Raw genomic sequence first — 23832 nt, forward strand, 5'->3', positions numbered from 1 at the left:
TGACAGGAATGTGAAGCAAATTGCGGTGTTATGCAGGGAAAAACGCCGCTATTTCAACTTCATGGCGCTGGTGTGCCATCGCGGCCACGCGTTGCTGCATAGTAAGCCCAGAAAAGACGCGCCGCAATACCGCGCCAGGGAGACCAGCGTTCGGCCAGGAGCCGCAGTGCCTTGGAGTCCGGCCGTACTGATTCGCCATAGGCGTGGGCGTAAGCGTGCTGGAGCGCGACATCACCGGAAGGAAAGACATCCGCGTGCCCAGCGGAGAACAGCAGATAGACTTCCGCCGTCCACGGTCCGATGCCCTTGACATTGGTCATTATCTGCATGGCCTGGTCGATAGGCATATCGGCGAGGGCCCCGAGATCAAGTTCTCCAGCGATGATCGCCTCGCTGATGCGCACGAGCGTCGCCTGCTTGGCACGGGAAAGGCCGGCGCGCCGCCACGCTTCCTCGCCGCTCGCCAGATAGTTTTCCGGTGTCAGCGGGTCGATGATGCTGACGAGCCGTTTCCAGATCGAATCCGCGCTGGCCTTCGAGACCTGCTGCGAGACGATTACCGAAGCAAGGCTTTCGAACCCGGGAACCGAGCGTCGCAGCGGCAGCGGCCCTGCCCGCTCGGCGATTGCCGCGAGTTCGGGATGGCGACCTACCAGGACTTCCAATCCTTCCGCAATGTCTTCCAGCGTGTCTATCCTGCGCATTGAAACCGGCCCACTTTGCTTCGTTTGGCAAACACCGTATCAATCCAGGAGGTACACCTGCAAGAATGCCAGTTCATCACTCATGACAGATCCGGTCTTTCGCTTTGCTCCAAGTCCAAATGGCCATCTGCATCTTGGCCACGCCTATTCCGCTTTGTTGAACCAGCGGATGGCCGATGCATGTGGCGGGCGGTTGCTGCTGCGCATGGAAGATATCGACCGCGAGCGCTGCACTCCTGCGCTGGAGCAATCCATGCAGGAGGATTTGCACTGGATCGGCTTCGAATGGGAGAAGCCCGTTCGCCGCCAATCCGAGCACTTTTCCGTCTATGAGGAGGCACTCGACAGGCTGATCGGACTGGAGCTCGTCTATCCGGCGTTTCTCAGCCGCGGCGGGATCAGGCGGGAAATCGGACATATTGCGGGAGGCGTGGACAATTGGCCCCGCGATCCCGATGGTGCACTGCTTTATCCGCACACAGACCGGCAGCTCCCAGCCCGCGAGCGTGACAGGAGGATCGCCCAAGGGCAACCCTTCTCATGGCGGCTGAACATGGATCGCGCGTTGAACCATATCAGCGCGCCGCTCAGCTGGCGCGAAATATCACTCGACTCTCCTATCGAGGAGGCAGCTATGGTGGAAGCTGCGCCGCAGGTTTGGGGTGACGTCATCATCGCCCGTAAGGACATTCCGACGAGCTATCACCTGTCCGTCGTCATCGACGATGCGTTGCAAGGCATCACCCATGTCGTCCGCGGCAAGGACCTCTTCCATGCAACCAGCGTCCATCGCCTGCTGCAGCAGATCTTCGACATCGAGCCGCCTCTCTATCATCACCATTCGCTTTTGCTCGACAAGGACGGCAAGAAGCTTTCCAAAAGCCGCAAGGACACGTCGTTGCGCTCCCTGCGCGAAGACGGCGCCACTCCAGCGGAGATAAAGGCAATGGTGGGATTGTCGTTCGAAGGGCACAATGGCGACGAATGGTTCGACAAGCTGCGGCGTTAACGACTTCTGGTTGTCCGGATCAATTCGGTATAGATCAGCACACGAACGCATCGATATGGTCCTGCCGATAATGCCCGCCCGCTATTTTCCCGCACTCTTCGTCATCCTCTGGGCTTCCGGCTTCATCGGTGCGCGCTATGCCATGCCCTATATGGAGCCGTTCTATTTCCTGACCGTCCGCTTCGCCATCGCGGGCGCTATCCTCGGACTATGGGTTGCCCTTGCCGGCAACCATTGGCCGGGCAAACGCAGCGCGCTCCATGCGGTGATAGCGGGATGCCTCATCCATGGTGCCTACCTGGGCGCCGCCTTCTGGGCCATCCACAATGGCTTGCCCGCAGGCATGTCGGCACTCGTCGTTGGCTTGCAGCCTTTGATCACGGCACTCATCGCTGGCGTGGTCCTGCGCGAATCCATCCAGCGGCGGCATCTGGCCGGGCTGGCGGTCGGCTCTATCGGCGTCGCGATGGTTCTGTGGCCGAAGCTGGCGATATCCGCAGGCGGCATTACGCCGGCTACAGTTTCGGCGGCGATTTTTTCTGTCGTCGCCATCAGCATCGGTACAGTCTGGCAAAAGCGCTTTGTCCGCAATATCGACCTGAAGGCAGGCACGAGCCTGCAATATCTTGGCGCCGCCGTCCTCACCGGCATTTTCTCGCTATTGCTTGAAACGCACACCGTAATATGGTCGGGCGAGTTGGTGTTTGCGATGTTCTGGCTGGTGTTCGTGCTGTCGATCGGTGCCGTTCTTCTGCTGATGCTGCTCATCAACCAGGGAGCGGTGTCGAAGGTTGCTTCGCTGTTCTATCTTGTTCCGGGCGTCACGGCGCTGATGGCCTATGCGCTCTTCGGCGAGACACTGACACCGTTTCAGCTCGTGGGAATGTTCATAGCGACCCTTGGCGTCGCGCTCTCGACCGGTCAGGCGCGTTCAGCCTCCACGCTCTCCCAGTAACGGATGATCGCAGCGTTGATCTCGGCGCCGATGATGAAGATCGCGGCAATGATATAAAGGAAAACAATGGCCGCCATGATCGATGCAAGGCCGGCATAGGTCGATACATAATTGGCGAAGGTTTCAAGATAGCTGGCGAAGATCGTCGCGCCAATGGTCCAGGCGAGGAGCGTCACCAACACGCCTGGCAGTATCTCCATGAAGGTGCGATGCCCCGCGGGTAACCAGAGATGCACGACAAGCAGGCCGATAATGAGCACCGCAGAAGCAATACAGTACCGCCAGAAGCCGATCGTTGCGGAAATAAGCACGAGTTCGGGAATATAGATGGTGGCGATGCGCATGGCGAGCGGCGCGAGGATCAAAAGAAAGCTTATGGCCATGATGCCGATCGTTGCGACGACGACATAGCCGAGGCTTTGCAGGCGGCAATAGATGATCGAACGCGTGTCGATGACCCTATAGGCACGGTTGAGCGCGACCCGAAGCGCCTCGATACCGTTCGACGCAAAATAGGCCGCTGCGATCACGCTGATGGTCAGGAGGCCGCCGCGCTGGATATTGAGAACATTGCGCACTTCCTGCGCTATCGGCTTGGCAATGACTTCCGGCCACGTATCGAAAATGACGTGAACGGCAGTATCGGTGAAGGCGCTCGCACCGAGAAAACTCGCCAGCGACGTGGCAAAAATCAGAAACGGGAACAGGGCCATGATGCCGGAAAGGGCCACGTGGCTTGCCAGTGCCCACCCATCATCAGTGCTGAAATGCCGCCACGTGTCGGCGATAACGCGCCGAAGAAAAGATTTTGCCCTACGCATCGATAATGTTTTGCCCGCTTGCAACGGCTAATGCAAGGGAAGCATTTATGGAAGCTTCGGGCTCGATGAACCAGCGGCGAAACCAGTCGACCCTGGTAGACACATGAAGCTCAGCCTACCAGCCCTGGCGCCAATTTGTACCGTCGATACTTGTCATCACCTGGCCGGTGGTCAGATTTGCAATACCAAGTAGATCATTCGCGCCATTGGCATTTACGTCCATCGCGAACGCGACGAACGGGCCCGAAAGGCCCAAATCAATATTCTGGGCCATGCGTAATTGAAAAGCCGTCTGGTAGAACGTCGGGATTGCAGCGCTCAGCTTCTTGCCCTCCAGGTAGTAGCTGACATTCCGTTCACGCGTCGCCCAGTGAGCAGCTACATCCTGAGGCGTCGGGCCACCGCCTGTCGGCCTGTCGAAAGGCCATGGAGTTGAGAAAATGTCACCAATATCCGAGGTATCGGTAATTGTGATCGTAGGCAGTTCACCCATAAAACTCTCCGACTAAAAATGACAGGTTCAAAATATAAGTAATATTCGATAATATTGCGGTAAAGCAAGTCAGGTTGTCAATATAGATTTCAAGATAAAGCCTTGATCAACTTGTGATACACTTCTAGTTGAGCTACTCAGACCTACTAGTGCATCACCATCCTCATTTGGACTACAACCCGTTCTGTTCGACATACGGAACGGACATAAGCGCCATCACTCCGGTTCCGCGACCTTCCTCACCTCGCGATTGCAAGGCAACGGCGAATATGGGAAGTCTTCTCGTCCAACCAGTTGAAAACATCCGGTAAGCATGACGCGTTCAAGAACGATTTTGATCACAGGATGTTCCAGCGGGATAGGCGCCCATTGCGCCCGCGCATTGAAGGCTGACGGCTGGACAGTTTTTGCAACGGCACGCCAGACATCCGACATAGCGGAACTTGAGGCAGATGGTCTCTCGGCGCACTATCTCGATTACCGGGAACCTGCCTCCATCGCCGCACTTGTCAAGACCGTGCTCGATAAAACTGGCGGCACGCTCGACGCGCTCTTCAACAATGGCGCCTACGCGCTGCCCGGCGCCGTGGAAGATCTTCCCATCGCCGGTCTGCGGGAGCAGTTCGATGCCAATTTCTTCGGCTGGCATGAACTCACGCGGCAGCTTGTGCCTGTCATGCGCAGGCAAGGCCACGGCCGTATTGTCCATTGTTCGTCCATCCTCGGCCTTGTGCCGATGAAATGGCGCGGGGCCTATGTCGCGTCCAAGTTCGCTCTTGAGGGGCTAATGCTGGTACAGCGGATGGAACTGGAAGACGCGGGTATTCATGTGTCGCTGATCGAGCCCGGAGCAATCGCAACCCGGTTCACGCAGAACGCCTATCATCAGATCGAAAAGCATATCGACGTCGAAAACTCGGTGCATCGCGACGAGTATCGAAGGCTGATTGCCCGCCTGTCAGGCGGTGGCACGAAGTCGAGATTCAAGCTCGGTCCCGAAGCGGTCTATGCGGTCTTGAAAGATGCATTGGAAAATCCGCGCCCGCGTCCCCATTATCTGGTGACGCACCCGGCAAGAATAACGAATTTCGCCCGCAGATTTCTAACGTCACGTGCGCTATATCGCATGCTTGCGAGCCAGTCATGACAGGAGCAGACTGCAGCACAGTCTGACGATCAAGGAATACATAATGGATATCATCTTCAAATTTCTTGCGCTTGTCGCAATCGCGGCTGTTACGATTGTGCTGCTTGTCGGCCTGCGCAACATGATGAAGGGCGGTGACGCCAATTTCTCCAACAAGATGATGCAGCTGCGCATTTTCCTGCAGTTGATCGCGATCATTCTTATCGTCGGCGCGATCTACTTCCACCGCTCGGCAGGCTAGAGCAATTCCGGGAAAAGTGTGGAGCGGTTTCCGTCCGGTATTGCGTTAAAAACAGATGATAGACGGGTTGTCTCATGGTCAAGCTCAACAAGATATATACCCGCACGGGCGATGACGGCACCACCGGCCTTGGCAGTGGCGAACGGCGTCTGAAGCATGACCTGCGGGTCGAGGCTTATGGAACGGTGGACGAAGCCAATTCCTGTGTCGGACTTGCGCGCCTCCACACGCAACGCGATTACCCCGAGCTCGATACAATGCTCATGCGCATCCAGAACGATCTGTTCGATCTCGGTGCCGATCTTGCAACGCCCGATACGGGGCAAACGCTGCCCTACGAGCCCCTGCGCATCATCGACAGTCAGGTCCTGCGGCTTGAAGCGGAGATCGACCAGCTGAATGCAGACCTAGCGCCGCTGCGCTCCTTCGTCCTTCCCGGCGGCTCGGCTGCTTCCGCTGCGCTGCATCTCGCACGCACTGTCGCGCGGCGTGCCGAGAGAAAGATGGTCGAACTCGCGGGAAAACCCGGCGAAACCGTTACCCCTGCTGCGCTGAAATACATCAATCGGGTCTCGGATTTTCTGTTTGTCGCGGCGCGCGTCGTCAATGACAATGGCGCGAAGGACGTGTTATGGGTGCCCGGCCACAATCGCTAGATATTATAATCTCTGATCCAGGAACCGGCGCCGATGTTCATTCCATTGCATGACGCCAACAGCCTCAAATACATCAAGCTGCAATATGTGACACTTTCGCTGATCGTGATCAACGTCGTCGTCTACCTGTTGATGAGCGTTTCCGGCGACAGCGCGCAAGCCGCGGCCATCGGGCTTGGCTATATACCCGCCATCGTCCATGACCTGGCGGTTCTGCCGGTCGATTTCTACATCGTGCCGCCGGATTTCACCTACGTCACCTATGCGTTTCTCCATGCGGATATCTTCCATCTCGGCGGCAACATGCTGTTCCTGTGGGTTTTCGGCGACAATGTCGAAGACGCACTCGGCCATATAAGGTTTCTGATCTTCTATATTCTGTGTGCTGCCGCCGGGGCCTTTCTGCACGGCGTGATCGTGCCCTTTTCGGAAGCACCCCTGATCGGTGCTTCCGGCGCCATTGCCGGCATCGTCTCCGCCTATCTCCTGCTTCATCCCCGCGTCAAAGTCTGGGTGCTGGCATTTGGCCGTATCCCGTTGCGCATCCCCGCCATCTATCCGCTCGTGCTGTGGGTCCTGACACAATTTGGGATGCTGGTCTTCGGAGGCAGCGAGCAGATATCATGGCCGGCACATGTCGGCGGGATCATCGCCGGCGCCCTGCTGATTGTCATCATGAAGCGTCGCAGCGTGCCATTATTCGACCGCGCAATCGTCTCGCCGCGCGCCGTGGTTGTAGAGAAGCAACCGGAGCCTGCAACCCGCGAGGCGGAACCCGTCAAGTGGGGCCGCTGATCGGTGATTCAATCGGTTGAACCTCCGGCAGGCCGATTGACCTTTACGTCGCTCGTAATTACGGTCCCGCCCAACTTAGGGCCAGCGTGTCGTTTTTCTCACCTCCGTGTCGGCATTCGGCAAGCAGGTGCCTTCACCGGACAGGTAAATCTGTCCTTTGCATATTTTGAGAGGGAGTCCCCATGAAAGTCCTCGTACCGGTAAAACGGGTTGTCGATTACAACGTGAAGATCAGGGTAAAAGGCGACGGCTCCGGCGTTGAACTCGCCAATGTGAAGATGTCGATGAACCCGTTCGACGAGATTGCGGTCGAGGAGGCCCTGCGTCTGAAGGAGGCCGGCAAGGTCGAGGAAGTGGTCGTCGTGTCGATCGGTCCGTCACAGGCACAGGAAACCATTCGCACTGCTCTCGCCATGGGTGCCGACCGCGGCATCCTGGTCAAGGTCGACGATATCGTCGAGCCTCTCGCCGTTGCCAAGATCCTGAAGGGCGTCGTCGATGCCGAACAGCCTCAGCTTGTTATTCTCGGCAAGCAGGCTATCGACGACGATGCAAATCAGACCGGCCAGATGCTGTCGGCGCTGCTTGGATGGAGCCAGGGCACATTCGCTTCAAAGGTCGAACTCGCTGAAGGCTCAGCCAAGGTGACGCGCGAAGTCGATGGCGGTTTGCAGACCATAGAAATCACGTTGCCGGCGATCGTCACCACCGACCTTCGCTTGAACCAGCCGCGCTATGCCTCGCTGCCGAACATCATGAAGGCGAAGAAGAAGCCGCTGGACGAAAAATCCGCCGCAGATTACGGCGTCGACACCAAGCCGCGCCTCAACGTCCTGAAGACCGAGGAGCCGGGTGGCCGCAAGGCGGGTGTAAAGGTCAAGGATGTGGCAGAACTCGTCAGCAAGCTGAAGAACGAAGCCGGCGTTCTCTGAATACAAAGGAAAGGACAATAAAATGGCTATTCTTCTTTTTGCCGAACACGATAACGAGACCCTTTCCGACCAGACCGCCAAGGCTCTGACGGCAGCCCTTGCCATCGGCTCCGATGTGCATGTGCTCATCGCAGGCAAAGGTGCCACGGGCGTTGCCGAGCAGGCTGCAAGGCTCGCAGGTGTCAAGAAAGTTCTGCTCGCAGATAGCGACGACCTGGCGAACCGCCTTGCTGAAGCAAGCGCAGCACTCATCGTTTCGCTCGCCGGTGACTACGACACGATCATCGCTGCGGCGACCACCAACGGCAAGAACATCCTGCCTCGCGTTGCAGCCCTGCTCGACGTCATGCAGGTCTCGGACATCATCGAGGTGATCTCGCCCGATACGTTCAAGCGCCCGATCTATGCCGGCAATGCCCTTCAGACCGTACAGGCGACCGATGCCAAGAAGGTCATCACCGTACGCACCGCAACCTTTGCGGCGGCCGGTGAAGGCGGATCGGCTCCGGTCGAAAACGTCTCCGCAGCAGCAAATCCCGGCCTTTCCAAGTTTGTCGAGGCCAAGCTTTCCGGCGGCGACCGTCCTGAGTTGACCTCGGCGCGGATCATCATTTCCGGCGGTCGCGCCCTCGGTTCGAACGAGAAGTTCAAGGAAGTCATTCTTCCTGTTGCCGATAAGCTCGGGGCGGCCGTTGGTGCATCGCGCGCCGCGGTGGACGCGGGCTACGCTCCCAATGATTGGCAGGTCGGCCAGACCGGCAAGGTGGTTGCACCGGATCTCTATATCGCTGTCGGCATTTCCGGCGCGATCCAGCATCTTGCCGGCATGAAGGATTCCAAGGTCATCGTCGCCATCAACAAGGACGAGGAAGCTCCGATCTTCCAGGTTGCTGATTATGGCCTCGTCGGTGATCTCTTCGTTCTATTGCCTGAGCTTGAAAAAGCGCTCTGAGAAAGCCGCAGCCTTATCTCTCCCCTTCTTGTGGGAGAGATAGGATTTTCTTGGATTTAGCCCTTCGCTAAATCCTTAGAAAATCAAGAGAGGGGATTGAAGCCATCATCCACTATCCCCTCTCTGGCGATTTCTAGCACTTGGCAAGGGCTAAGATGCTGAAATCGCTTTCTCCCCCGCAGAGGGGGAGATAATCGACATTTTCTGATGGCCGGGGTAGACGAACGCTATCCCGGCCATTTACTTTGTGTGCTACAAATAAAAAATTGGATGGAAACATGGCTGGATCGATCAAGACCGTAGGCATTATCGGCGCCGGACAAATGGGCAGCGGTATCGCTCATGTCTGCGCTTTGGCTGGATACGATGTTTTGATCCACGATCAGTCAGCCGAGCAGATCGAAAAGGCGCTCGCCACGGTCAACGGCAACATGGCTCGCCAGGTTTCCCACGGGAAGCTCGAGGAAGCGCAACGCGTCAAGGGAATGTCGCGCATCCGCCCGGCAATGCGGATGGAGGACCTTTCCGGCGTCGATCTTGCCATCGAGGCTGCGACGGAAGACGAGACCGTAAAGCGCAAGATATTCGCGCAGCTTTGTCCGAACCTCAATCCGGAGGCTATCCTCGCCACCAATACATCGTCCATATCGATCACGCGACTGGCCGCGACAACCGATCGCCCGGAACGTTTCATCGGCATTCACTTCATGAATCCGGTTCCGGTGATGCATCTGGTCGAGCTTATTCGCGGCATCGCAACAGAGAACATTACGTTCGAGACCGCGCGAGAGTTTGTCGCCAGCCTCGACAAAACCATCACCGTCTCGGAGGATTTTCCGGCCTTTATCGTCAATCGCATCCTTTTGCCGATGATCAACGAAGCCATCTACGTGCTCTATGAGGGCGTAGGCTCGGTCGATGCCATCGATACGGCGATGAAACTCGGCGCAAACCACCCGATGGGCCCATTGCAGCTGGCTGATTTCATCGGCCTCGATACGTGCCTTTCGATCATGCAGGTATTGTATGATGGTCTCGCGGATTCCAAATATCGCCCCTGCCCGCTGCTGGTAAAATATGTCGAAGCGGGCTGGCTCGGACGCAAGGCCGGCCGTGGCTTCTATGATTATCGCGGCGAACATCCCGTTCCGACCCGCTGAATGTGCTCAACGCATGATTGTTGAGGTTGATGCCATGACGCGGCGAAAACGGCGGGTTTCGGGCGCTGGAGTGCGCAAAAGCGCCATTTGCAGGCCGTCAGAGCGTGAATATCGATGATCGGCGACGATAGCGCGCCACGCGGCCCGGATACGCGGCGCTTGTCCAGAGTGCTTGTCGAGATCGGTGCGAGCCGGGAGGGACGAATATCGCTGGACGACATTCTTGAAGCCTTGTCCGAACGGAGTTTCGGCGCGTTGATGATCCTTTTTGCAGCGCTTAATCTTGTGCCGCTGCCTCCGGGAACTTCGACGATTTTCGGCATTCCGCTGGTGCTGCTCTCGATCCAGATGATGATCGGTCTTGAACAGCCATGGTTTCCGGCATTCATGCGGCGCAAGTCGATGCGCTCCGAAACCTATCGTCGGTTCATTGCGAGGATTGAGCCTATGCTCGTCCGCTTTGAAAAGCTGGCGCGCCCGCGCTATTGGTTCGTGCCGCAAACGCTTGTGGAGCGCGGCGTCAGCATCGTGGCGCTGCTGATGTCGCTGATCGTCATCCTGCCTGTTCCGATCATCAATCAGTTGCCTGCCCTCAGCATCATCCTGCTGTCGATCGGGCTTGGCGAGCAGGACGGCGTCTGGCTTGGCACCGGGCTTCTGGTGGCAGCACTCGCGGCTGGCATCGCCATCGGTCTTGGGGCGTCGGTTGGTCTCGCCGCCCTGCACATTTTCGGTTGAGAAGCATGGAAGAGAAGAAGATCACGATCTATGTCGACGCCGACGCCTGTCCGGTAAAGGCGGAAGTCTATCGTGTGGCCGAACGCTATGGCGTCAAGGTTTTCGTCGTTTCCAATTCGATGATGGCCATTCCGCGCGATCCAATGATCGAGCGCGTCATCGTCGGCGATGGATTCGATGCGGCCGACGACTGGATCGCCGAGCGGGTATCCCGCGGCGATGTCGTGGTCACCGCCGACATTCCGCTGGCCAGTCGTTGCGTCAAGGCGGGGGCAGACGCCATCTCCCCGACTGGCAGAGCCTTTACCGAAGCCTCCATCGGCAACACGCTTGCCACGAGAAACCTCATGGATGAGCTGCGATCCGCCGGCCAGATCACCGGCGGTCCCCGGCCCTTTTCACCGAAGGATCGTTCAAGCTTTCTTTCCGCGCTCGACCTCGCTATTGTGCGTTTGAAACGTGCGGGCTTCACCTCCTGAGGGGAGTGCGGATGGGAGCTATGCGTTTCTTGGCATTGACGGAACGCGTCGCAGGCTCTACGAGAGCGCAACAAAGCTACATGCGTGCCGCTCGTGCTCCCATTGACGCCGAGCCGAACACACGCCCAAACCAGCACTGAAAGTTCATCGATGACTATTTTTGATTCTATCGCCCCGGCATTGTCCGGTGCATTGGCAGCCCGTGGCTACGAGACCCTGACGCCGGTGCAGACCGCTGTTCTGGCGCCCGAGGCGAAAGGCGCTGATCTTCTTGTCTCCGCCCAGACCGGCTCCGGCAAGACCGTCGCCTTCGGTATCGCCATTGCACCGACCTTGCTTGAAGGCGAAGACCGCTTCACGTCCATCGGCGCTCCTTATGCGCTCGTCATCGCGCCGACGCGCGAACTGGCATTGCAGGTTCGCCGCGAACTCGAATGGCTTTATGAGCCGACCGGCGCGCGCATTGCGTCCTGCGTTGGCGGAATGGACATGACCAAGGAGCGCCGTGCGCTGCAACAGGGTGCGCATATCGTGGTCGGTACACCCGGCCGTCTGCGCGATCACATCACCCGCGGTTCACTCGACATGAAGGAACTGCGCGCGGTCGTTCTCGATGAAGCCGACGAGATGCTCGACCTCGGGTTCCGCGAAGACCTCGAATTCATACTCGGCGAAGCACCGAAGGACCGCCGCACCCTGATGTTCTCGGCGACGGTACCAAAACCGATTGCCCTCCTCGCCAAGCAGTTCCAGAAAGACGCCCTGCGCATCTCCGCCACGAGCGACCGCGAGCAGCACGCCGATATCGAATACCACATCATGCCGGTTGCCCCGCGTGAGCGCGAAAACGCCATCATCAATTCCCTGCTCTTCTATGATGCGCAAAACACCATCATTTTCGGGTCGACCCGCGAGGCGGTGAAACACCTGACCAGCCGCCTGTCCAATCGCGGCTTTTCTGTCGTCTCCCTTTCGGGCGAACTCAGCCAGGCGGAACGCACCAACGCCCTGCAGGCCATGCGCGATGGACGTGCCCGCGTTTGCGTCGCAACCGACGTTGCGGCGCGCGGTATCGACCTCCCCAATCTCGACCTCGTCATCCATGCTGACCTGCCGAACAATTCCGAAACGCTTTTGCACCGCTCCGGTCGTACCGGACGTGCTGGCCGCAAGGGTATCTGCGTGCTGATCGTGCCGGCTTCGCGCCGCCGCACCGCAGAGCGCCTGTTGCAGGGTGCCAAACTGTCGACGACGATGGTGCCGCCGCCGGACGCTGATGCCATCAACAAGCGCAACCATGACCGCATTCTCAACGATCCTTCGCTGACGGAAGTCATGACGGAAGAAGAGAGCGGCTATGTCGCGGAACTGCTCGGCCTGCATTCTCCCGAACAGATCGCCGCCGCCTGGTTGCGCCAGCAGATGGCTGCACGTCCTGCACCGGAAGAACTGTCGAATACGCCGTCCCATGTACTCGAGCCCATTCGCGACTCCGGTCGCAAGGGCAGCTTCGAGGATCGCCCGGGTCGCGGCGAGCGCGCATCGCGCCCGGATCGTTTCGTCGAGTTCGAAAGCGGCGCATGGTTCTCCTTGAGTGTCGGCCGCAAGCAGCGCGCCGAGCCGCGCTGGCTCCTGCCGCTGATCTGCAAGGCGGGCGACATTACCAAGACCGATGTCGGCTCGATCAAGATCCTCGAGACGGAGACGCGGTTCGAGATTACCGCGAGCAAAGCCGATGCCTTCATGGCGCGTATCAAACAATATGGTACGGGCGAAAAGGGCGTGAACATCACGCGTAGCGAAGGCCCCGGCCATGCCGCGCCACGCGGTGATTTCAAGCCGAAGAAGCAGTTCGGCGAGAAGCGCGAATTCGACAATCGCAAGCCGCGCTCCAATGATGAGAAGCCGAGGGCCGATTGGGCGGCCAAGCCAGCAAAGGCAAAGCCGGAAGGCTGGACCGCCGAAAAGCCTGAGAAACCGAAGAAAACGCCAAAAGAGCGCAAACCCGGCGAACTGCATGGCTTTGACAAGTACAAAGCCAAGAAGGCGCGCAAAGCCGCGGCAGGTGGAACTGAGTAAATCAGCCCCGTTCATTTGTTTTTAATAAAGCTCCATCTCGCGATGGAGCTTTTTTTATGCCGGATATCTTACCAGGAACTGCTGAAGCGCGCCGCCTTTCACTACCCCCTTCGTGCCAGCCTCTGCCTGGAAAGGAAGGGTGGAAACGCCGGCGTGCTTTCTTCTCCCAAAACGGGAGAAGGTGGCCCGAAGGCCGGAGGAGAGGGCGAGAACCCCGACAGAACTGGCACGATCATTGCTTTGTCGATTGATGTGAGCCTGTGCGCATGAATTCGTGTCGGCGCATGACTATTTGCCATCCCATATTTTTTGTCTTTTCACGGTCGACTATTTCAAAGAATGCGACCTCTAGTTGAGGAATATTTACAATGACGCAATGGTTGAAACCAAACACGCGTTTCGCGTGCAAACTTGCACAAACAGCGTGCATATCGGCGCTGCTTGCTGCCGCTTTATCAGGCTGTAACGAGGACAAGGCGCCTGTTTCCGGCTCGACATTCGATCCGGTGGCCACGAAGGCGGTGGTCGAGACACCGAAGCTCGACCCGAAGGACGAGCCGGTCAAGGGAACCGTAACCGTCGGCAAGCCGGCAGGCGATCCGGTCACGACGGGAGGCCTTGCCACTCCGCTGCCGGCAAAAGTCGGACGCTTCACCGAAATCGCACCCGATACGGCAGGCGGTGCGACATTCCGCTCATCGCCGGAGATGCACTATGATCTCGGTAATCTCGTTGCTTCTAATGCATTCGGGCTTGCCTCATCTAAGGATGACAAGGCTCTCATCGTGCCCATTCAAGGCTGGGTACGCTATCCACAGGAAGCCCTCAGCAAACAAGCACCCACGCGTTTCCCTGTCATCGTGTTTGAGCATGGCAACCATGATCTGATCGACCCGAGCTATAAGGGATATGATTATCTCGCCGAGGAATTGGCCAGCCATGGTTATGTAGTAGTCTCGCTTGATGGCACATTCGTAAACTACATGGCCGGTGCTGGCGACGGAGATTGGAGCGGTCAAGCACGAGCGCAGTTGATCCTCGGCACGCTCGACCGCCTGCGCGAGATCGACAAGAAGGGCCAGGAAGGGGCCCTTAACGTCTTGAAGGGTAAACTCGACTTCACTCGCATTGGCATTATGGGTCATTCCCGTGGCGGCCAAGGTGTGTCGAATGCAATAAAGTACAATCAGACGAGGGTTAGCGTTCACGAAGCTGATCTGAAGGACGTGGCCATCGAATACAGTGCGATAATAAAGGCAATCAGTGCGGAAGATTTGGCTTTTGCCGCGACAGAACGGCTCGACGATGAGTACTGGGGCAAATTCGGCTACGACAGCACTAAGATAAGCGCGATATTACTGTACAGGTCATACAAAGATCTTCTAAATGCAGTAATACCGGCATCTACACAACCGGCCGTAGAGCCGAAACCTGAGACGATCGTGCCTGCCGGAATTGACGAGGAGAAATTTAGGGCCGCGTATGACAAGTATCAATTTGCGCTACCTGACGTGGAATCCACAAAAGCAATTCTGAGCGCAAATCCTTCGGTCTACGCGCAATTTTTTCCTGAACTGGCAGCCGCGTTCAAACCCGCCATGACTATTCCGGCGGTAGAGGCAAAAGCGGCAAGGATAGTGCCTGCAAGTATTGACGATGCCAAATTCACGGAGGCCGTTAAGAAATACAACATTTTCTACGCAGCAACTCGGGAAACCATCGCACCTTACGACTTCAAGGCAGCGTTCATGCTCGCCCCGATGGATAACAACAATAACCTCGGTGTAAATAATGTCCCCTTGGCCAATTTGCTGCCAACTTGCGACGGCGATGTGAGCGGTCTATATGGCGCACGATCTTTCGACCACAACCGCATTGGCCCTGTTACGGATATGGCGCCGCGCTATCAAATCCAAGTTTTTGGTGCAAATCACAATTTCTACAATACGGAATGGAGGGACGATGACTCATCAACCTCAGGGACAGGATATTGTTCGGCAAGCCGGCCGGGCTCCATTCGCCTTAACCGGGTTGATCAGCGCCGTGGCGGCAGCTTCCTGATCAATTCCTTCATGCGATATCATGTGGGCGGGGAGCAGAAGTTCGCAGCCTACTGGAATGGGACAGCGCAATTGCCAAACGCCGCCTGCCCATCGACGGACGGCCCTTGCGACGAACGCATCATCTTGACGGTCCAAAAGGATGCCACCCGCCGCAAGCTGATTGCGCGTTTCGAGCGGGATGACAGCACCGACCGCAACGAACTTGGCGGGACACTCAGTCTGAACGGCTTCACCGGCTCCGCGCGCTGCGACATGCCGATAGGCGGAGACTACAGCGCGAGTGGCATATGCACTCCAGCCAGACTGGACGCATTCGATTTATTGTCCATTGCCGATCATCTTCAACTTGCCTGGTCTGCGCCAAATGCCTCGGTCGTCACCGACCTGAGGGGACTTTCTGCAAGAGGCATGGATTCGCTTACCTTCCGCATTGGCGTGGTGCGCCCCATGGGCCAGGAGGTACTGGTCACACTAACTGACGGCGCGAGCAGGACTGCAACCTTGACGGCAAGCGATTTCAGCAATGCGCTCTACAATGCACCAAGAGCAAAGGCGGACGGCCGACCACTGGTTGACCATCCCGACGATGCAGCCTTCGCCTATCAGGGCGAGGTGAAGATCCTCATGAACATGGTCGCCATCCCGCTTGCCGCCTTCGAGGGTGTCGATACCAACAACCTCAAGGAGTTGAAACTCGTCTTCCCCAAGGAGGGCGGCAAGGTGGCGATTACCGATATCGAGCTTCAGAACCTTGGCCGGGACAAGCCGGCACAAAAGCTCGCCGGGAAATAGGAGTGTCGCAAGCTTCACCCTCCCCTTGACGGGGAGGGTGGGACCGCAAGGCCGGGGGGCGCTATAGAGGGTTCAGGTTGCGACCGAGACATACTCTCGTCCGCCACCTTTCTGTCATCGCATCCCCTTCCGTCATCCTCGGGCTTGACCCGAGGACCCACACTTTCTCGAAGAAACAAGAACGCAGTGCTGGACACCCCAATGGGTCCTCGGGTCAAGCCCGAGGATGACGGAGGGGGGTACGTTCACCTGAAAGGCTCTAGGCACCCACCCCGAGTTCTTTCAGCCGCTGCACCGCTGTTGGCGGCATGGGCGGCGGATTTTCCGATTTCGCCGCTTCGATCAGGAGCTCGTCGCAAGCGGCTTCGGTGACCTCTTCGAGCTTTTCGAGGAAGGCATCATTGTCCAGGCCGGGCTGGATAGGCGGCAGGATCCGGCAGCGGATTACCCCGGGATAGCGCATGAACTTGCGCCGCGGCCAATAGAGGCCGGCATTATGTGCTATCGGAACGACAGGCACGCCAAGTTCGCCATAGATATGCGCAACGCCATATTTGTAATGCGGCGGCGCGCCGGGTGACGTACGCGTGCCCTCGGGATAGATCATCAGCTGCCGGCCTCCCGCGACAGCCGCGCGCGCGCCCCTGACCGCCATTTTCATGGCCGCCGAACGCTTGCCGCGATCGATAGGCACCATTTTCATCTTCTGGATGTACCAGCCGAACAGCGGAATCCACGTCAGCTCCCGCTTGAGGATATAGACCGGGTCGTCGATATGCGGCAGGAAGGCATAGGTGTCCCAGAAGGATTGGTGCTTCGGCGCGCAGATATACGGACCGTCCGGTATGTTCTCCAGCCCTTCGATTTCAAGGTCCGTGCCGACGACCGCTTTTTGCAGCCACAAGTTCGAGCGTGCCCAGTTTTTCGGAACGCTCCACGCCTGCTTGCGCGGGCTCAGGAAATAGTAGGGCGTGAAGATGATCATCTGGACGATCAGATTCAGGTAGAAGAGCGTGTTGAAGGCGAGTGATCGAATGATCGTCATTAAGAGCCTCTTGCGACAATATTGGCGTAGTTCTGTTTCTCGGATGGCGAGGCGATCCACGCGGAAGGTGGCGAGGTCGATGCTTTTCCATCGTCCCACGCCGCCTGACAAAGTGGTTGGCCGCCAGCCGGAAACCCAGCCGTTGGTTTGCTTTCGCAAACCAACAAGCTTTTAAACCCGCTGATCGAATTAACCGCGTTTCGCAGAAAACGCGGTTCGATCAGTGGGCCGGGAGAATTCGAACCAAATCCATCGGGCTTCGGCATCGTCCGAGGAAAGGCATCGGCCTCGCCATACCTCTTGACCTTGTCCACAAATTCCTCCGGCAGAACACGTCAATAGTGTCGCAAGAGGCTCTCAGGTCGGGACTCTGGGTTGGCCTGCGGCCTTCCTATACCAATGCGGCGCTGCCGTGAACTCTCAAAACGACGGCAGGCTGTTGCGCACCGATCCCGCCAGTCCGGCAAAGCTTGCAGGAAGACGCGAGCGGATTTCGGCGCCGATATATTTGATATATTCGACCAGTAGCACCCGCAGCACCATGCCGCGTGTAATCCAGTCGCCGTCGCGCAAATTCGTATTGATGATCGGATAGGGGATGAACTCGATGTCCTGCGACACGCGCCGCAGTTCCACCATCGTGCGCGGGATATGATAATTGTTCGTGACGACAATCACGCGCTTGTAGCGATTGGAGTGCGCCCATTTTACGCTTTCGGCAGCATTGCCGACCGTGTCCATCGCCGAGCGATCGATGTCGACGCAACACTCGAACAGGGTGGCGTCGCCGCCGGTCACGCGCTGCAACTGACTGCGATTGGTGGTCGGATGCACACCGCTGATGAACAGGCGCTCTCCCCGCTTGTTCTTGAGAAGGTCGAGCGCTCCTTCGATGCGGGAATAGCCGCCAGTCAGCACCACGATCCCATCGGCAGCCCGTGTCAGGTCCGGTGGCTCCAGCGTCGTCACGCGATCGGCAAAAAAGATGAAGCCGCCAGTGAACAGGACTATACCGGCGATGCAGATGATGAACAGCGGCAGCACCACCCGCCGGCGCACGAATGAAAGCATTCGGTCCGCGCGGCCCGTAGCCATGTGATCAGTCTGCTTGCTGTCGTTTGCGCCGTCCATGATGGATCGAAATTCGCCTTGCTCGAGATAATATAAAATTCAGTCGTTAAAATGAAGTAGTGGCCGTTCAGGTTTCGTGGCTTTCGCCGCTGCGCCCGTCGACTCGTCTTAAATGGGCTATGACTGTCATTCGTGTTGTAATCATGGTCAAGATGCTGACGGCGAGTATGATGAGAACCACGCCCGTATAACCGCCGGATCCGATGGAGAAATTGCCAAACAACGCTGTTGCCTGGTCCGCCTCGGGCGTTGCCAGATTATGGGACGACCACCACCCGATGCACAGGAAAATGATGATTGCCAGTGCTCCGCCGCATGCTGCGCCCTTGAGTGCAGTCCAGAAGAAATGCCGCTCGAATTGACGCGCCACGAATTTCTGTTCCGCACCGATGAAATGCAGCACCTCGATAATGTGTCCGTTGCCGGCCATCGCCCCGCGCGTCGCGAAGATGACGGTCAGCACGGTCGCTGCCACGACGAGTGCAAGCACCGCCGTGCCGATCAGGACAGTCGAGCGCGCCATGGATACGAGACGGTCGACCCAATTGCGGTGATCGTCGAAACTCGCACCCGGAACCTCCTTGACCAGCGCCGTGCGAAGAGCGGCGAAATTTGGCGGAGACGCTTCGTCGAGCGTCACGATAACCAGCCGGGGCACTGGCAGTTCGTCGATGTCGAGCCCGGTCCCGAGCCATGGCTCCAGCAGGCGCTCGGTGGCGGCGCGGTCGACGATGCGCGTCGATTTCACGCCGGAAAAACCCTGCGCGATGGTGCTTGCCTCGTTGAGCAGCGCCTCCATGTCCTGGCCCTCGACCGGGCGTATCTGGATGGTGGCTTCGGTCGATATCTGGCTCTGCCAGGTCGCGGCGGTCGATTGAACGAGACTGACCGCGCCGATGGTGAGGCAGGCAAGGAAAGTCATGATGGCGATGACGATCATCAGGGCGTGGCCAACCACATTGCCGGCGGGAACGATGGGAGCCTGGCCGCTCGTGGCGCGAAACCGCTCCATGCCCCGCCCGAACAGATCGAGCGCCAGATATTTTATCCGGGCGGCATCAATCATAGACATCGAGCCTTCCCTGGTCGAGGATCATCCGGCGCGCATTGATCTGGTCCATCAGGGTCAGGTCGTGAGTTGCGATGACCACCGCCGTGCCCGATCGGTTCAACTCGCCGAAAAGCCGCAGAAGACGTCTCGCCAGCGGCGGATCCACGTTGCCGGTCGGTTCATCCGCCAGCAGGATCTCGGGCTGGTCAATCAGCGCACGCGCGATTGCCGCGCGCTGCTTTTCACCGCCGGAAAGCACTGGCGGCAGAACATGCATGCGCTCGCCAAGGCCCACCCAGTCCAGAAGCTCTTCCACTTCGGCCCGGTAGGTCGCCTCTTCCTTGCCGCGCACACGCAACGGCAGCGCGACATTCTGATAGGTCGTCATGTGGTCGAGCAGGCGGAAATCCTGGAAGACAACGCCGATCCGCCGCCGCAGCAGCGGCATTTCCTTCGACGAAATCGTCGCGATATCCTTGCCGAATACGTTGATCAGGCCGCGCGTCGGCTTCAGCGTCATGAACAACAGGCGCAGCAGGGATGTCTTGCCGGCGCCCGACGGGCCGGTCAGAAACTGGAACGACCTCGGTGAAATGTGAAGGCTGACGTCGCGCAGAACCTCCGGACCCATTCCATACCGCAAACCGACATTCTCAAAGCGAATCAAGCGTAGCTTTCCGATCTCATATCCATGCATGTTCTATTTTGTGTGGATCGCTTTGACCACCCATCAAACGCGCTCAGTTGTGACCGAAACATTAATTTTTATCGGTTACGGTTCGCCATGATTCGGAACAAGTTGCCTGCATGATGGAGGCTGCCCGAAAAACCGTTCGCAAAGATCGATACCATGGAAGCCAACGACAATCCGCAATCTGCCTCCACCTCGTCCACCGGCGAAGCCGCTTCCTGCATGGACAGAGACGGTGCCGAGGACGCGAGCTTCGAAAGCCTGGCGCCGCGCCGTGCCAGCAGTCAAGCGGGTGCTGATACGTGGCAGCTTCTGTTGCCGAGCGACGAGGCGATGACGATATTGCAGGCTTCGGAAACAGCCGGCAGACGTGCGCCCGGTTTCGGTTATTGGCTAATGGTCGCTCTGGTTGCAGGATCGGTCTTCTGGATTTCGGGCGGTCACGTCTTGGTCGCGAACGGCCCGTCCGCAAGCGCACCGATGATCGATGCATCCATGACAACGGGGTCGATCGAGCACGGGAACGAACCGGCCCGCTAGGTCTAAACCCTGGAGTTTCGAGCGACCTGGCTGCAAAACTCGCATGACCTGAATTTTGGACCGGCACTGGATTTGCCGGCAGCGATCGGGCTATAGCGGTTGCAGTCAGGGCCGCCACGGCAGAATATCCTTCGGGCTCTCAATCAGGAAGAACTGCATGCCAAAAGTCGGCGGTAAGAATATTGACGTACTTTTCAGCGCCGAGACCATCGCGGCACGGAATCTCGAGCTGGCGAAGGCAATCGTAGCGCGCAATTTCGAAAACTTGCTGGTCATCTCCATCCTCAAGGGATCGTTCATTTTTGCCGCCGACCTCATCCGCGCCATGCATGATGCAGGAGCGGAGCCGGACGTGGAGTTCATCACGGTCTCGAGCTACGGCAAGGGCACCGAGAGCACCGAGGTGCGGCTTCTCCGGGATATAGACAGCGACGTGCACGGCCGCGACGTGCTGTTGATCGACGACATTCTCGAATCGGGAAAGACACTGAAATTCACCCGCGAGCTGATGCTGCAGCGCGGCGCCCGCAGCGTTTCGATCGCCGTTCTTCTCGACAAGAGCGTCAAGCGGAAGACCGACATAGAGGCCGATTTCAAGGGCTTCGAATGCCCGGATTATTTTGTCGTGGGATATGGCATGGATGTCGGCCACTCTTTCCGGCAACTGCCCTATGTGGGTGTAGTCACCGAGTAGCTTGCGATGTCGATCTCCCCCCTTGTGGGAGAGATGATCGGCATCCGCGGTGTCAATCGAATTTCAGCAATCTCTCGAGATATTCTTTTTCCATTTGCGGGCTGAGGGCGTTGCCGAGGCGTTTGCGAATTTCTTCGAGGATTTCGCGCGCCCGCTGAATATCCAGTTCTTGCGGCACCATGTTCTTGGAATCGTCGACGAATTCACCGGTGGCGCGCTGGCGTCCGAGGGGATCGAGCCTGCCGTTTTGCTGCTGCTGTCCGTTGGGTCCGCCGGTCTGGCCTTCCTGACCCATCGCCTGCTGCATCTGCTTCATCATGTCCTGTCCGCCGCGGCGCAGGGCATCGAGCGCATTGCTCTCCTTGTCGAGCGCCTGGCCGCCATCGGCCTGGCCCAGCGCCTTGCCTGCCTCGCCCATCGACTTGTTGGCATCGCCAAAACCCTCGCCGGGGTTGATACCCAGACCCTTCAGGTCCTTCATCATCTGCTCCAGGTCAGACTGCACCTTGCCCTGCCCTTCTTGCAGGCCGCGCAGGGCCTTGGCGATATCCTCTTCGGACATCTGGCCCTGTTGTCCCTCCTGGCCGTTTTGCCCCTGCTGTCCCTGGTCCTGCTGCATGCCGTTCTGACGCTGCTGCTCCAGCCGGTGGGTCTTGTTCATCAGGTCCTGCTGGCGCCGCATCAATTCGCCCAGCTTGTTCATCTGCTCCTTCATCGGGCCTTGCTGGCCCTGCTGATTTTGCTGCTGCTGGCCCATCTGCAGGTTGTTCATCATGTTTTCAAGCTCGGAGAGAAGCTGCTGCGCCTGATCCTTCGCGCCCTGCTTGGCCAGATCCTCGATACGGTCGAGCATCTTGTCTATGTCTTCCTGCCGCAGTTCCTGCATGTTCGGATTTGGCAGCTGGGCCATGTTCGGGTTCTTCTGCGCTTTCTCGGCAAATTCACGCAGGTACTCGTTCATCGCCTCGCGCAGTTCCGTCATGCGCTTTTCGATTTCCTCCTGGCTTGCCCCCTGCTCGATAGCCTGTTTCAACGCCTCCTGTGCCTGGCGCAGACGCCTTTCAGCATCCGAGAGAGCGCCATCCTCGATGCCGCGCGCGACCTGCCACATATAGGCAACGACATCGCGCAACTGGTCGTCGCTGCGAGCGAGATTGAGTCGCGAGCGCACACTGCGCAGCGCGAGATAGTGAGAAGCATTCTTGATGGTCTCTTCCGGCCAGATCGTGATCGCATCCACCATGTCGAGAACAGCCGGCTTGGCATTGGCGTCCAGCGCCAGAATACGCCTCTGTTCGATGACAGCCTTCGCCAGCGGATTGGCGAAGGGGCGCTCGGGCATGACCAGCATCTTGGTCTCGCTCCTCGCCTCCTGCTTCGCGTCGTCAGTCGCGACAAGGGTCATCCGGATTTCGGATCCCGCCCATGGATGTTCGGTAAGATCCTTGGTGGTCTTGGTTTCCTTGGGCTGGTCGCCCCGCCGCGGCATGGCCAGTGGCAGTTCAGGCGCCTTGAAAAGCGGGCGGGCGTTCTTGTCCGCCGGCAGTGACTGTTCGATCTGCGCCACGGCGCTTGCCGCGCCATAATCATCCTTGATCTCGTAGGAAACCTCCATCGTGCCATTGGCAGCACTCGAAGGTTCTTTGGTGAAACGGATCGACGGCGGCTGGTCGGGCGTCACCGCAAACGTCCAGCCTGCAAGCACATTGCCATCGTCGGACAGGCTTACCGAACTATCGACCTTTATCGGCATTTCGAAATTCTTTGGACGTGCTTTGGCCGTTGCCGGGTTTTCCTCCGTCTTGCCCTGTTCCTTCGCGGCGATATCGGCTGCGTCACCGTCCATCGTCGTCTGCGTGACCTTCTCGGACCCGCTGCCGCCAATGATGCGAACGACCAGCGTACTATCCTGCGGAACGGTAAACTGCTTTTCCTCGGCATTGGCTGCGGATGTCAGAAACAGCGGCGCACGCCCGGTATAGCGCGGCGGTGTTATCCACGCGTCTATGCGCGGCGGAACCGCTTCGCTCTTGCTGTGACTGCGAAACGCATCGCTTATCCGCCCGCCAAGGGGTCCACCGGAAAAGGCAAAGGCGATGACGAGAAACAGCCCGATGACACCGCGCACGGCCCAGGGATCACGCTCTGGAATACGGGTCTGCGGCAGGCCGCTCTTCAGGTTGTTGATGCGCTCCGCCATGCGCTTGCGGTGTTCGTCCCACAGCGCCTGTGCAAATGGATCGATGGTCCTGTTGGCGAGTTCTTCCGATTGTACGCTGATCGGCTGGTGATCCAGCTCATTGACCTTTTCAAGCCGTCGGCTGATTTCCCCATGATCCGGAAGCCGGAATTTCAGCAGGAGATAAAGGCAGGCGGGCACGCAAAGAGCAAAAAGCGCCAGCAGGCCCAGGCGCAGGACATCTGGAACGATCCGGAAAATACCAAACCAGGACAGGCACAGGAAAACCGCGATTGCCAATAGAAGCGGCAGCACCAGCGGCCACAAACGCTCGAAAACAACGGTCAACCACGTGGACAAACGAAGGCGATCGATACTCCTGAAAATATCGAACCTGAACCTGATCGCGTCCCCCTGTTCGGGTTGTTGATCGGTCATGCGCGCTCCATCTCGCCGGTATCGAAAGGTATCGGCCTCCCCTGACA

General features: G+C 58.2%; 23 protein-coding genes. 15 read left to right on the forward strand and 8 right to left on the reverse strand.

Going from position 1 to position 23832, the window contains the following annotated elements:
- Positions 1–59: 59 nt before the first annotated feature.
- Positions 60–704, reverse strand: coding sequence for a DNA-3-methyladenine glycosylase family protein (locus CU100_RS23225; protein ID WP_106719023.1), 645 nt, complete (start codon positions 702–704; stop codon positions 60–62).
- 82 nt (positions 705–786) lie between these two features.
- Between CU100_RS23225 and gluQRS the strand changes: the two genes are divergently transcribed.
- Both gluQRS and CU100_RS23235 read left to right on the forward strand, forming a co-directional pair.
- Complete coding sequence (gene gluQRS / locus CU100_RS23230; RefSeq protein WP_106719024.1) at positions 787–1713, forward strand: tRNA glutamyl-Q(34) synthetase GluQRS; 927 nt, start codon at positions 787–789, stop codon at positions 1711–1713.
- A gap of 70 nt (positions 1714–1783) precedes the next feature.
- The gene (locus tag CU100_RS23235; RefSeq protein ID WP_106719221.1) at positions 1784–2668 is read left to right on the forward strand and encodes a DMT family transporter; all 885 of its coding nucleotides are present in this window, start codon (positions 1784–1786) and stop codon (positions 2666–2668) included.
- On the opposite strand, the gene CU100_RS23240 is transcribed toward CU100_RS23235, so the two are convergent.
- Together CU100_RS23240 and CU100_RS23245 are read right to left on the reverse strand one after the other, a co-directional pair.
- Positions 2635–3489, reverse strand: coding sequence for a YihY/virulence factor BrkB family protein (locus CU100_RS23240; protein ID WP_106719025.1), 855 nt, complete (start codon positions 3487–3489; stop codon positions 2635–2637). The two genes, CU100_RS23235 and CU100_RS23240, sit on opposite strands and share 34 nt — an antisense overlap.
- A gap of 115 nt (positions 3490–3604) precedes the next feature.
- Positions 3605–3982, reverse strand: a complete 378-nt coding sequence (locus CU100_RS23245) for a hypothetical protein (protein WP_106719026.1) — start codon at positions 3980–3982, stop codon at positions 3605–3607.
- A gap of 313 nt (positions 3983–4295) precedes the next feature.
- Here CU100_RS23245 and CU100_RS23250 point away from each other — a divergent pair, with 313 nt between their 5' ends.
- From CU100_RS23250 to CU100_RS23305, 11 genes are all read left to right on the forward strand, one after another.
- Positions 4296–5129, forward strand: coding sequence for an SDR family oxidoreductase (locus tag CU100_RS23250; protein WP_106719027.1), 834 nt, complete (start codon positions 4296–4298; stop codon positions 5127–5129).
- A 43-nt stretch (positions 5130–5172) separates the two neighbouring features.
- Positions 5173–5370 (forward strand): twin transmembrane helix small protein, encoded by a 198-nt coding sequence (locus tag CU100_RS23255; protein WP_106719028.1) that lies wholly within the window; start codon positions 5173–5175, stop codon positions 5368–5370.
- Between the two features lie 74 nt (positions 5371–5444).
- Complete coding sequence (locus CU100_RS23260) at positions 5445–6026, forward strand: cob(I)yrinic acid a,c-diamide adenosyltransferase (protein ID WP_106719029.1); 582 nt, start codon at positions 5445–5447, stop codon at positions 6024–6026.
- A gap of 33 nt (positions 6027–6059) precedes the next feature.
- Positions 6060–6821 carry a rhomboid family intramembrane serine protease gene (locus tag CU100_RS23265; protein ID WP_106719030.1) on the forward strand — a complete coding sequence of 254 codons (762 nt, stop codon included), beginning with the start codon at positions 6060–6062 and terminating at the stop codon, positions 6819–6821.
- A gap of 182 nt (positions 6822–7003) precedes the next feature.
- Positions 7004–7753: an electron transfer flavoprotein subunit beta/FixA family protein gene (locus tag CU100_RS23270; RefSeq protein ID WP_106719031.1), complete on the forward strand. Its 750-nt coding sequence runs from the start codon at positions 7004–7006 to the stop codon at positions 7751–7753.
- A gap of 22 nt (positions 7754–7775) precedes the next feature.
- The gene (locus tag CU100_RS23275; RefSeq protein ID WP_106719032.1) at positions 7776–8705 is read left to right on the forward strand and encodes an electron transfer flavoprotein subunit alpha/FixB family protein; all 930 of its coding nucleotides are present in this window, start codon (positions 7776–7778) and stop codon (positions 8703–8705) included.
- A 278-nt stretch (positions 8706–8983) separates the two neighbouring features.
- Positions 8984–9865, forward strand: coding sequence for a 3-hydroxybutyryl-CoA dehydrogenase (locus CU100_RS23280; protein WP_106719033.1), 882 nt, complete (start codon positions 8984–8986; stop codon positions 9863–9865).
- Between the two features lie 114 nt (positions 9866–9979).
- Complete coding sequence (locus CU100_RS23285) at positions 9980–10603, forward strand: exopolysaccharide biosynthesis protein (protein WP_106719034.1); 624 nt, start codon at positions 9980–9982, stop codon at positions 10601–10603.
- A gap of 5 nt (positions 10604–10608) precedes the next feature.
- The gene (locus tag CU100_RS23290) at positions 10609–11082 is read left to right on the forward strand and encodes a YaiI/YqxD family protein (RefSeq protein ID WP_106719035.1); all 474 of its coding nucleotides are present in this window, start codon (positions 10609–10611) and stop codon (positions 11080–11082) included.
- Between the two features lie 150 nt (positions 11083–11232).
- Positions 11233–13161 carry a DEAD/DEAH box helicase gene (locus tag CU100_RS23295; RefSeq protein ID WP_106719036.1) on the forward strand — a complete coding sequence of 643 codons (1929 nt, stop codon included), beginning with the start codon at positions 11233–11235 and terminating at the stop codon, positions 13159–13161.
- Positions 13162–13529: 368 nt separating this feature from the next.
- Entirely contained in the window at positions 13530–16016 is a 2487-nt protein-coding gene (locus tag CU100_RS23305) for an alpha/beta hydrolase family protein (RefSeq protein WP_106719038.1), read from the forward strand.
- 259 nt (positions 16017–16275) lie between these two features.
- On the opposite strand, the gene CU100_RS23310 is transcribed toward CU100_RS23305, so the two are convergent.
- From CU100_RS23310 to ftsE, 4 genes are all read right to left on the reverse strand, one after another.
- Positions 16276–17061, reverse strand: coding sequence for a lysophospholipid acyltransferase family protein (locus CU100_RS23310; RefSeq protein WP_106719039.1), 786 nt, complete (start codon positions 17059–17061; stop codon positions 16276–16278).
- Between the two features lie 420 nt (positions 17062–17481).
- A complete protein-coding gene (locus tag CU100_RS23320; RefSeq protein WP_245419212.1) occupies positions 17482–18156 on the reverse strand; it encodes a YdcF family protein in 675 nt (224 codons plus the stop codon).
- Between the two features lie 103 nt (positions 18157–18259).
- Positions 18260–19204, reverse strand: a complete 945-nt coding sequence (locus CU100_RS23325; RefSeq protein WP_407070375.1) for a cell division protein FtsX — start codon at positions 19202–19204, stop codon at positions 18260–18262.
- Between the two features lie 46 nt (positions 19205–19250).
- Entirely contained in the window at positions 19251–19910 is a 660-nt protein-coding gene (gene ftsE, locus CU100_RS23330) for a cell division ATP-binding protein FtsE (RefSeq protein ID WP_106719223.1), read from the reverse strand.
- Positions 19911–20093: 183 nt separating this feature from the next.
- Here ftsE and CU100_RS23335 point away from each other — a divergent pair, with 183 nt between their 5' ends.
- Complete coding sequence (locus tag CU100_RS23335) at positions 20094–20474, forward strand: hypothetical protein (RefSeq protein WP_106719042.1); 381 nt, start codon at positions 20094–20096, stop codon at positions 20472–20474.
- A 157-nt stretch (positions 20475–20631) separates the two neighbouring features.
- Positions 20632–21168 (forward strand): hypoxanthine phosphoribosyltransferase, encoded by a 537-nt coding sequence (hpt, locus tag CU100_RS23340; RefSeq protein WP_106719043.1) that lies wholly within the window; start codon positions 20632–20634, stop codon positions 21166–21168.
- Between the two features lie 52 nt (positions 21169–21220).
- Here hpt and CU100_RS23345 read toward each other — a convergent pair whose 3' ends face one another.
- The gene (locus tag CU100_RS23345; protein ID WP_106719044.1) at positions 21221–23785 is read right to left on the reverse strand and encodes a TIGR02302 family protein; all 2565 of its coding nucleotides are present in this window, start codon (positions 23783–23785) and stop codon (positions 21221–21223) included.
- Positions 23786–23832 lie beyond the last annotated feature (47 nt).

This window comes from Phyllobacterium endophyticum (assembly GCF_003010935.1).
In the GTDB taxonomy this organism is placed as follows: Bacteria; Pseudomonadota; Alphaproteobacteria; order Rhizobiales; family Rhizobiaceae; genus Phyllobacterium; species Phyllobacterium endophyticum.

Coding starts and splice junctions, on each gene's coding strand:
- CU100_RS23255 (WP_106719028.1), top strand. CDS start 5,173: ATGGATATCATCTTCAAATTTCTTGCGCTTGTCGCAATCGCGGCTGTT.
- CU100_RS23285 (WP_106719034.1), top strand. CDS start 9,980: ATGATCGGCGACGATAGCGCGCCACGCGGCCCGGATACGCGGCGCTTG.
- CU100_RS23280 (WP_106719033.1), top strand. CDS start 8,984: ATGGCTGGATCGATCAAGACCGTAGGCATTATCGGCGCCGGACAAATG.
- hpt (WP_106719043.1), top strand. CDS start 20,632: ATGCCAAAAGTCGGCGGTAAGAATATTGACGTACTTTTCAGCGCCGAG.
- CU100_RS23245 (WP_106719026.1), bottom strand. CDS start 3,982: ATGGGTGAACTGCCTACGATCACAATTACCGATACCTCGGATATTGGT.
- CU100_RS23250 (WP_106719027.1), top strand. CDS start 4,296: ATGACGCGTTCAAGAACGATTTTGATCACAGGATGTTCCAGCGGGATA.
- CU100_RS23310 (WP_106719039.1), bottom strand. CDS start 17,061: ATGACGATCATTCGATCACTCGCCTTCAACACGCTCTTCTACCTGAAT.
- CU100_RS23265 (WP_106719030.1), top strand. CDS start 6,060: ATGTTCATTCCATTGCATGACGCCAACAGCCTCAAATACATCAAGCTG.
- CU100_RS23260 (WP_106719029.1), top strand. CDS start 5,445: ATGGTCAAGCTCAACAAGATATATACCCGCACGGGCGATGACGGCACC.
- CU100_RS23240 (WP_106719025.1), bottom strand. CDS start 3,489: ATGCGTAGGGCAAAATCTTTTCTTCGGCGCGTTATCGCCGACACGTGG.
- CU100_RS23325 (WP_407070375.1), bottom strand. CDS start 19,204: ATGGAGCGGTTTCGCGCCACGAGCGGCCAGGCTCCCATCGTTCCCGCC.
- CU100_RS23225 (WP_106719023.1), bottom strand. CDS start 704: ATGCGCAGGATAGACACGCTGGAAGACATTGCGGAAGGATTGGAAGTC.
- CU100_RS23335 (WP_106719042.1), top strand. CDS start 20,094: ATGGAAGCCAACGACAATCCGCAATCTGCCTCCACCTCGTCCACCGGC.
- CU100_RS23295 (WP_106719036.1), top strand. CDS start 11,233: ATGACTATTTTTGATTCTATCGCCCCGGCATTGTCCGGTGCATTGGCA.
- CU100_RS23270 (WP_106719031.1), top strand. CDS start 7,004: ATGAAAGTCCTCGTACCGGTAAAACGGGTTGTCGATTACAACGTGAAG.
- CU100_RS23305 (WP_106719038.1), top strand. CDS start 13,530: ATGACGCAATGGTTGAAACCAAACACGCGTTTCGCGTGCAAACTTGCA.
- gluQRS (WP_106719024.1), top strand. CDS start 787: ATGACAGATCCGGTCTTTCGCTTTGCTCCAAGTCCAAATGGCCATCTG.
- CU100_RS23235 (WP_106719221.1), top strand. CDS start 1,784: ATGCCCGCCCGCTATTTTCCCGCACTCTTCGTCATCCTCTGGGCTTCC.
- CU100_RS23320 (WP_245419212.1), bottom strand. CDS start 18,156: ATGGCTACGGGCCGCGCGGACCGAATGCTTTCATTCGTGCGCCGGCGG.
- CU100_RS23345 (WP_106719044.1), bottom strand. CDS start 23,785: ATGACCGATCAACAACCCGAACAGGGGGACGCGATCAGGTTCAGGTTC.
- CU100_RS23275 (WP_106719032.1), top strand. CDS start 7,776: ATGGCTATTCTTCTTTTTGCCGAACACGATAACGAGACCCTTTCCGAC.
- CU100_RS23290 (WP_106719035.1), top strand. CDS start 10,609: ATGGAAGAGAAGAAGATCACGATCTATGTCGACGCCGACGCCTGTCCG.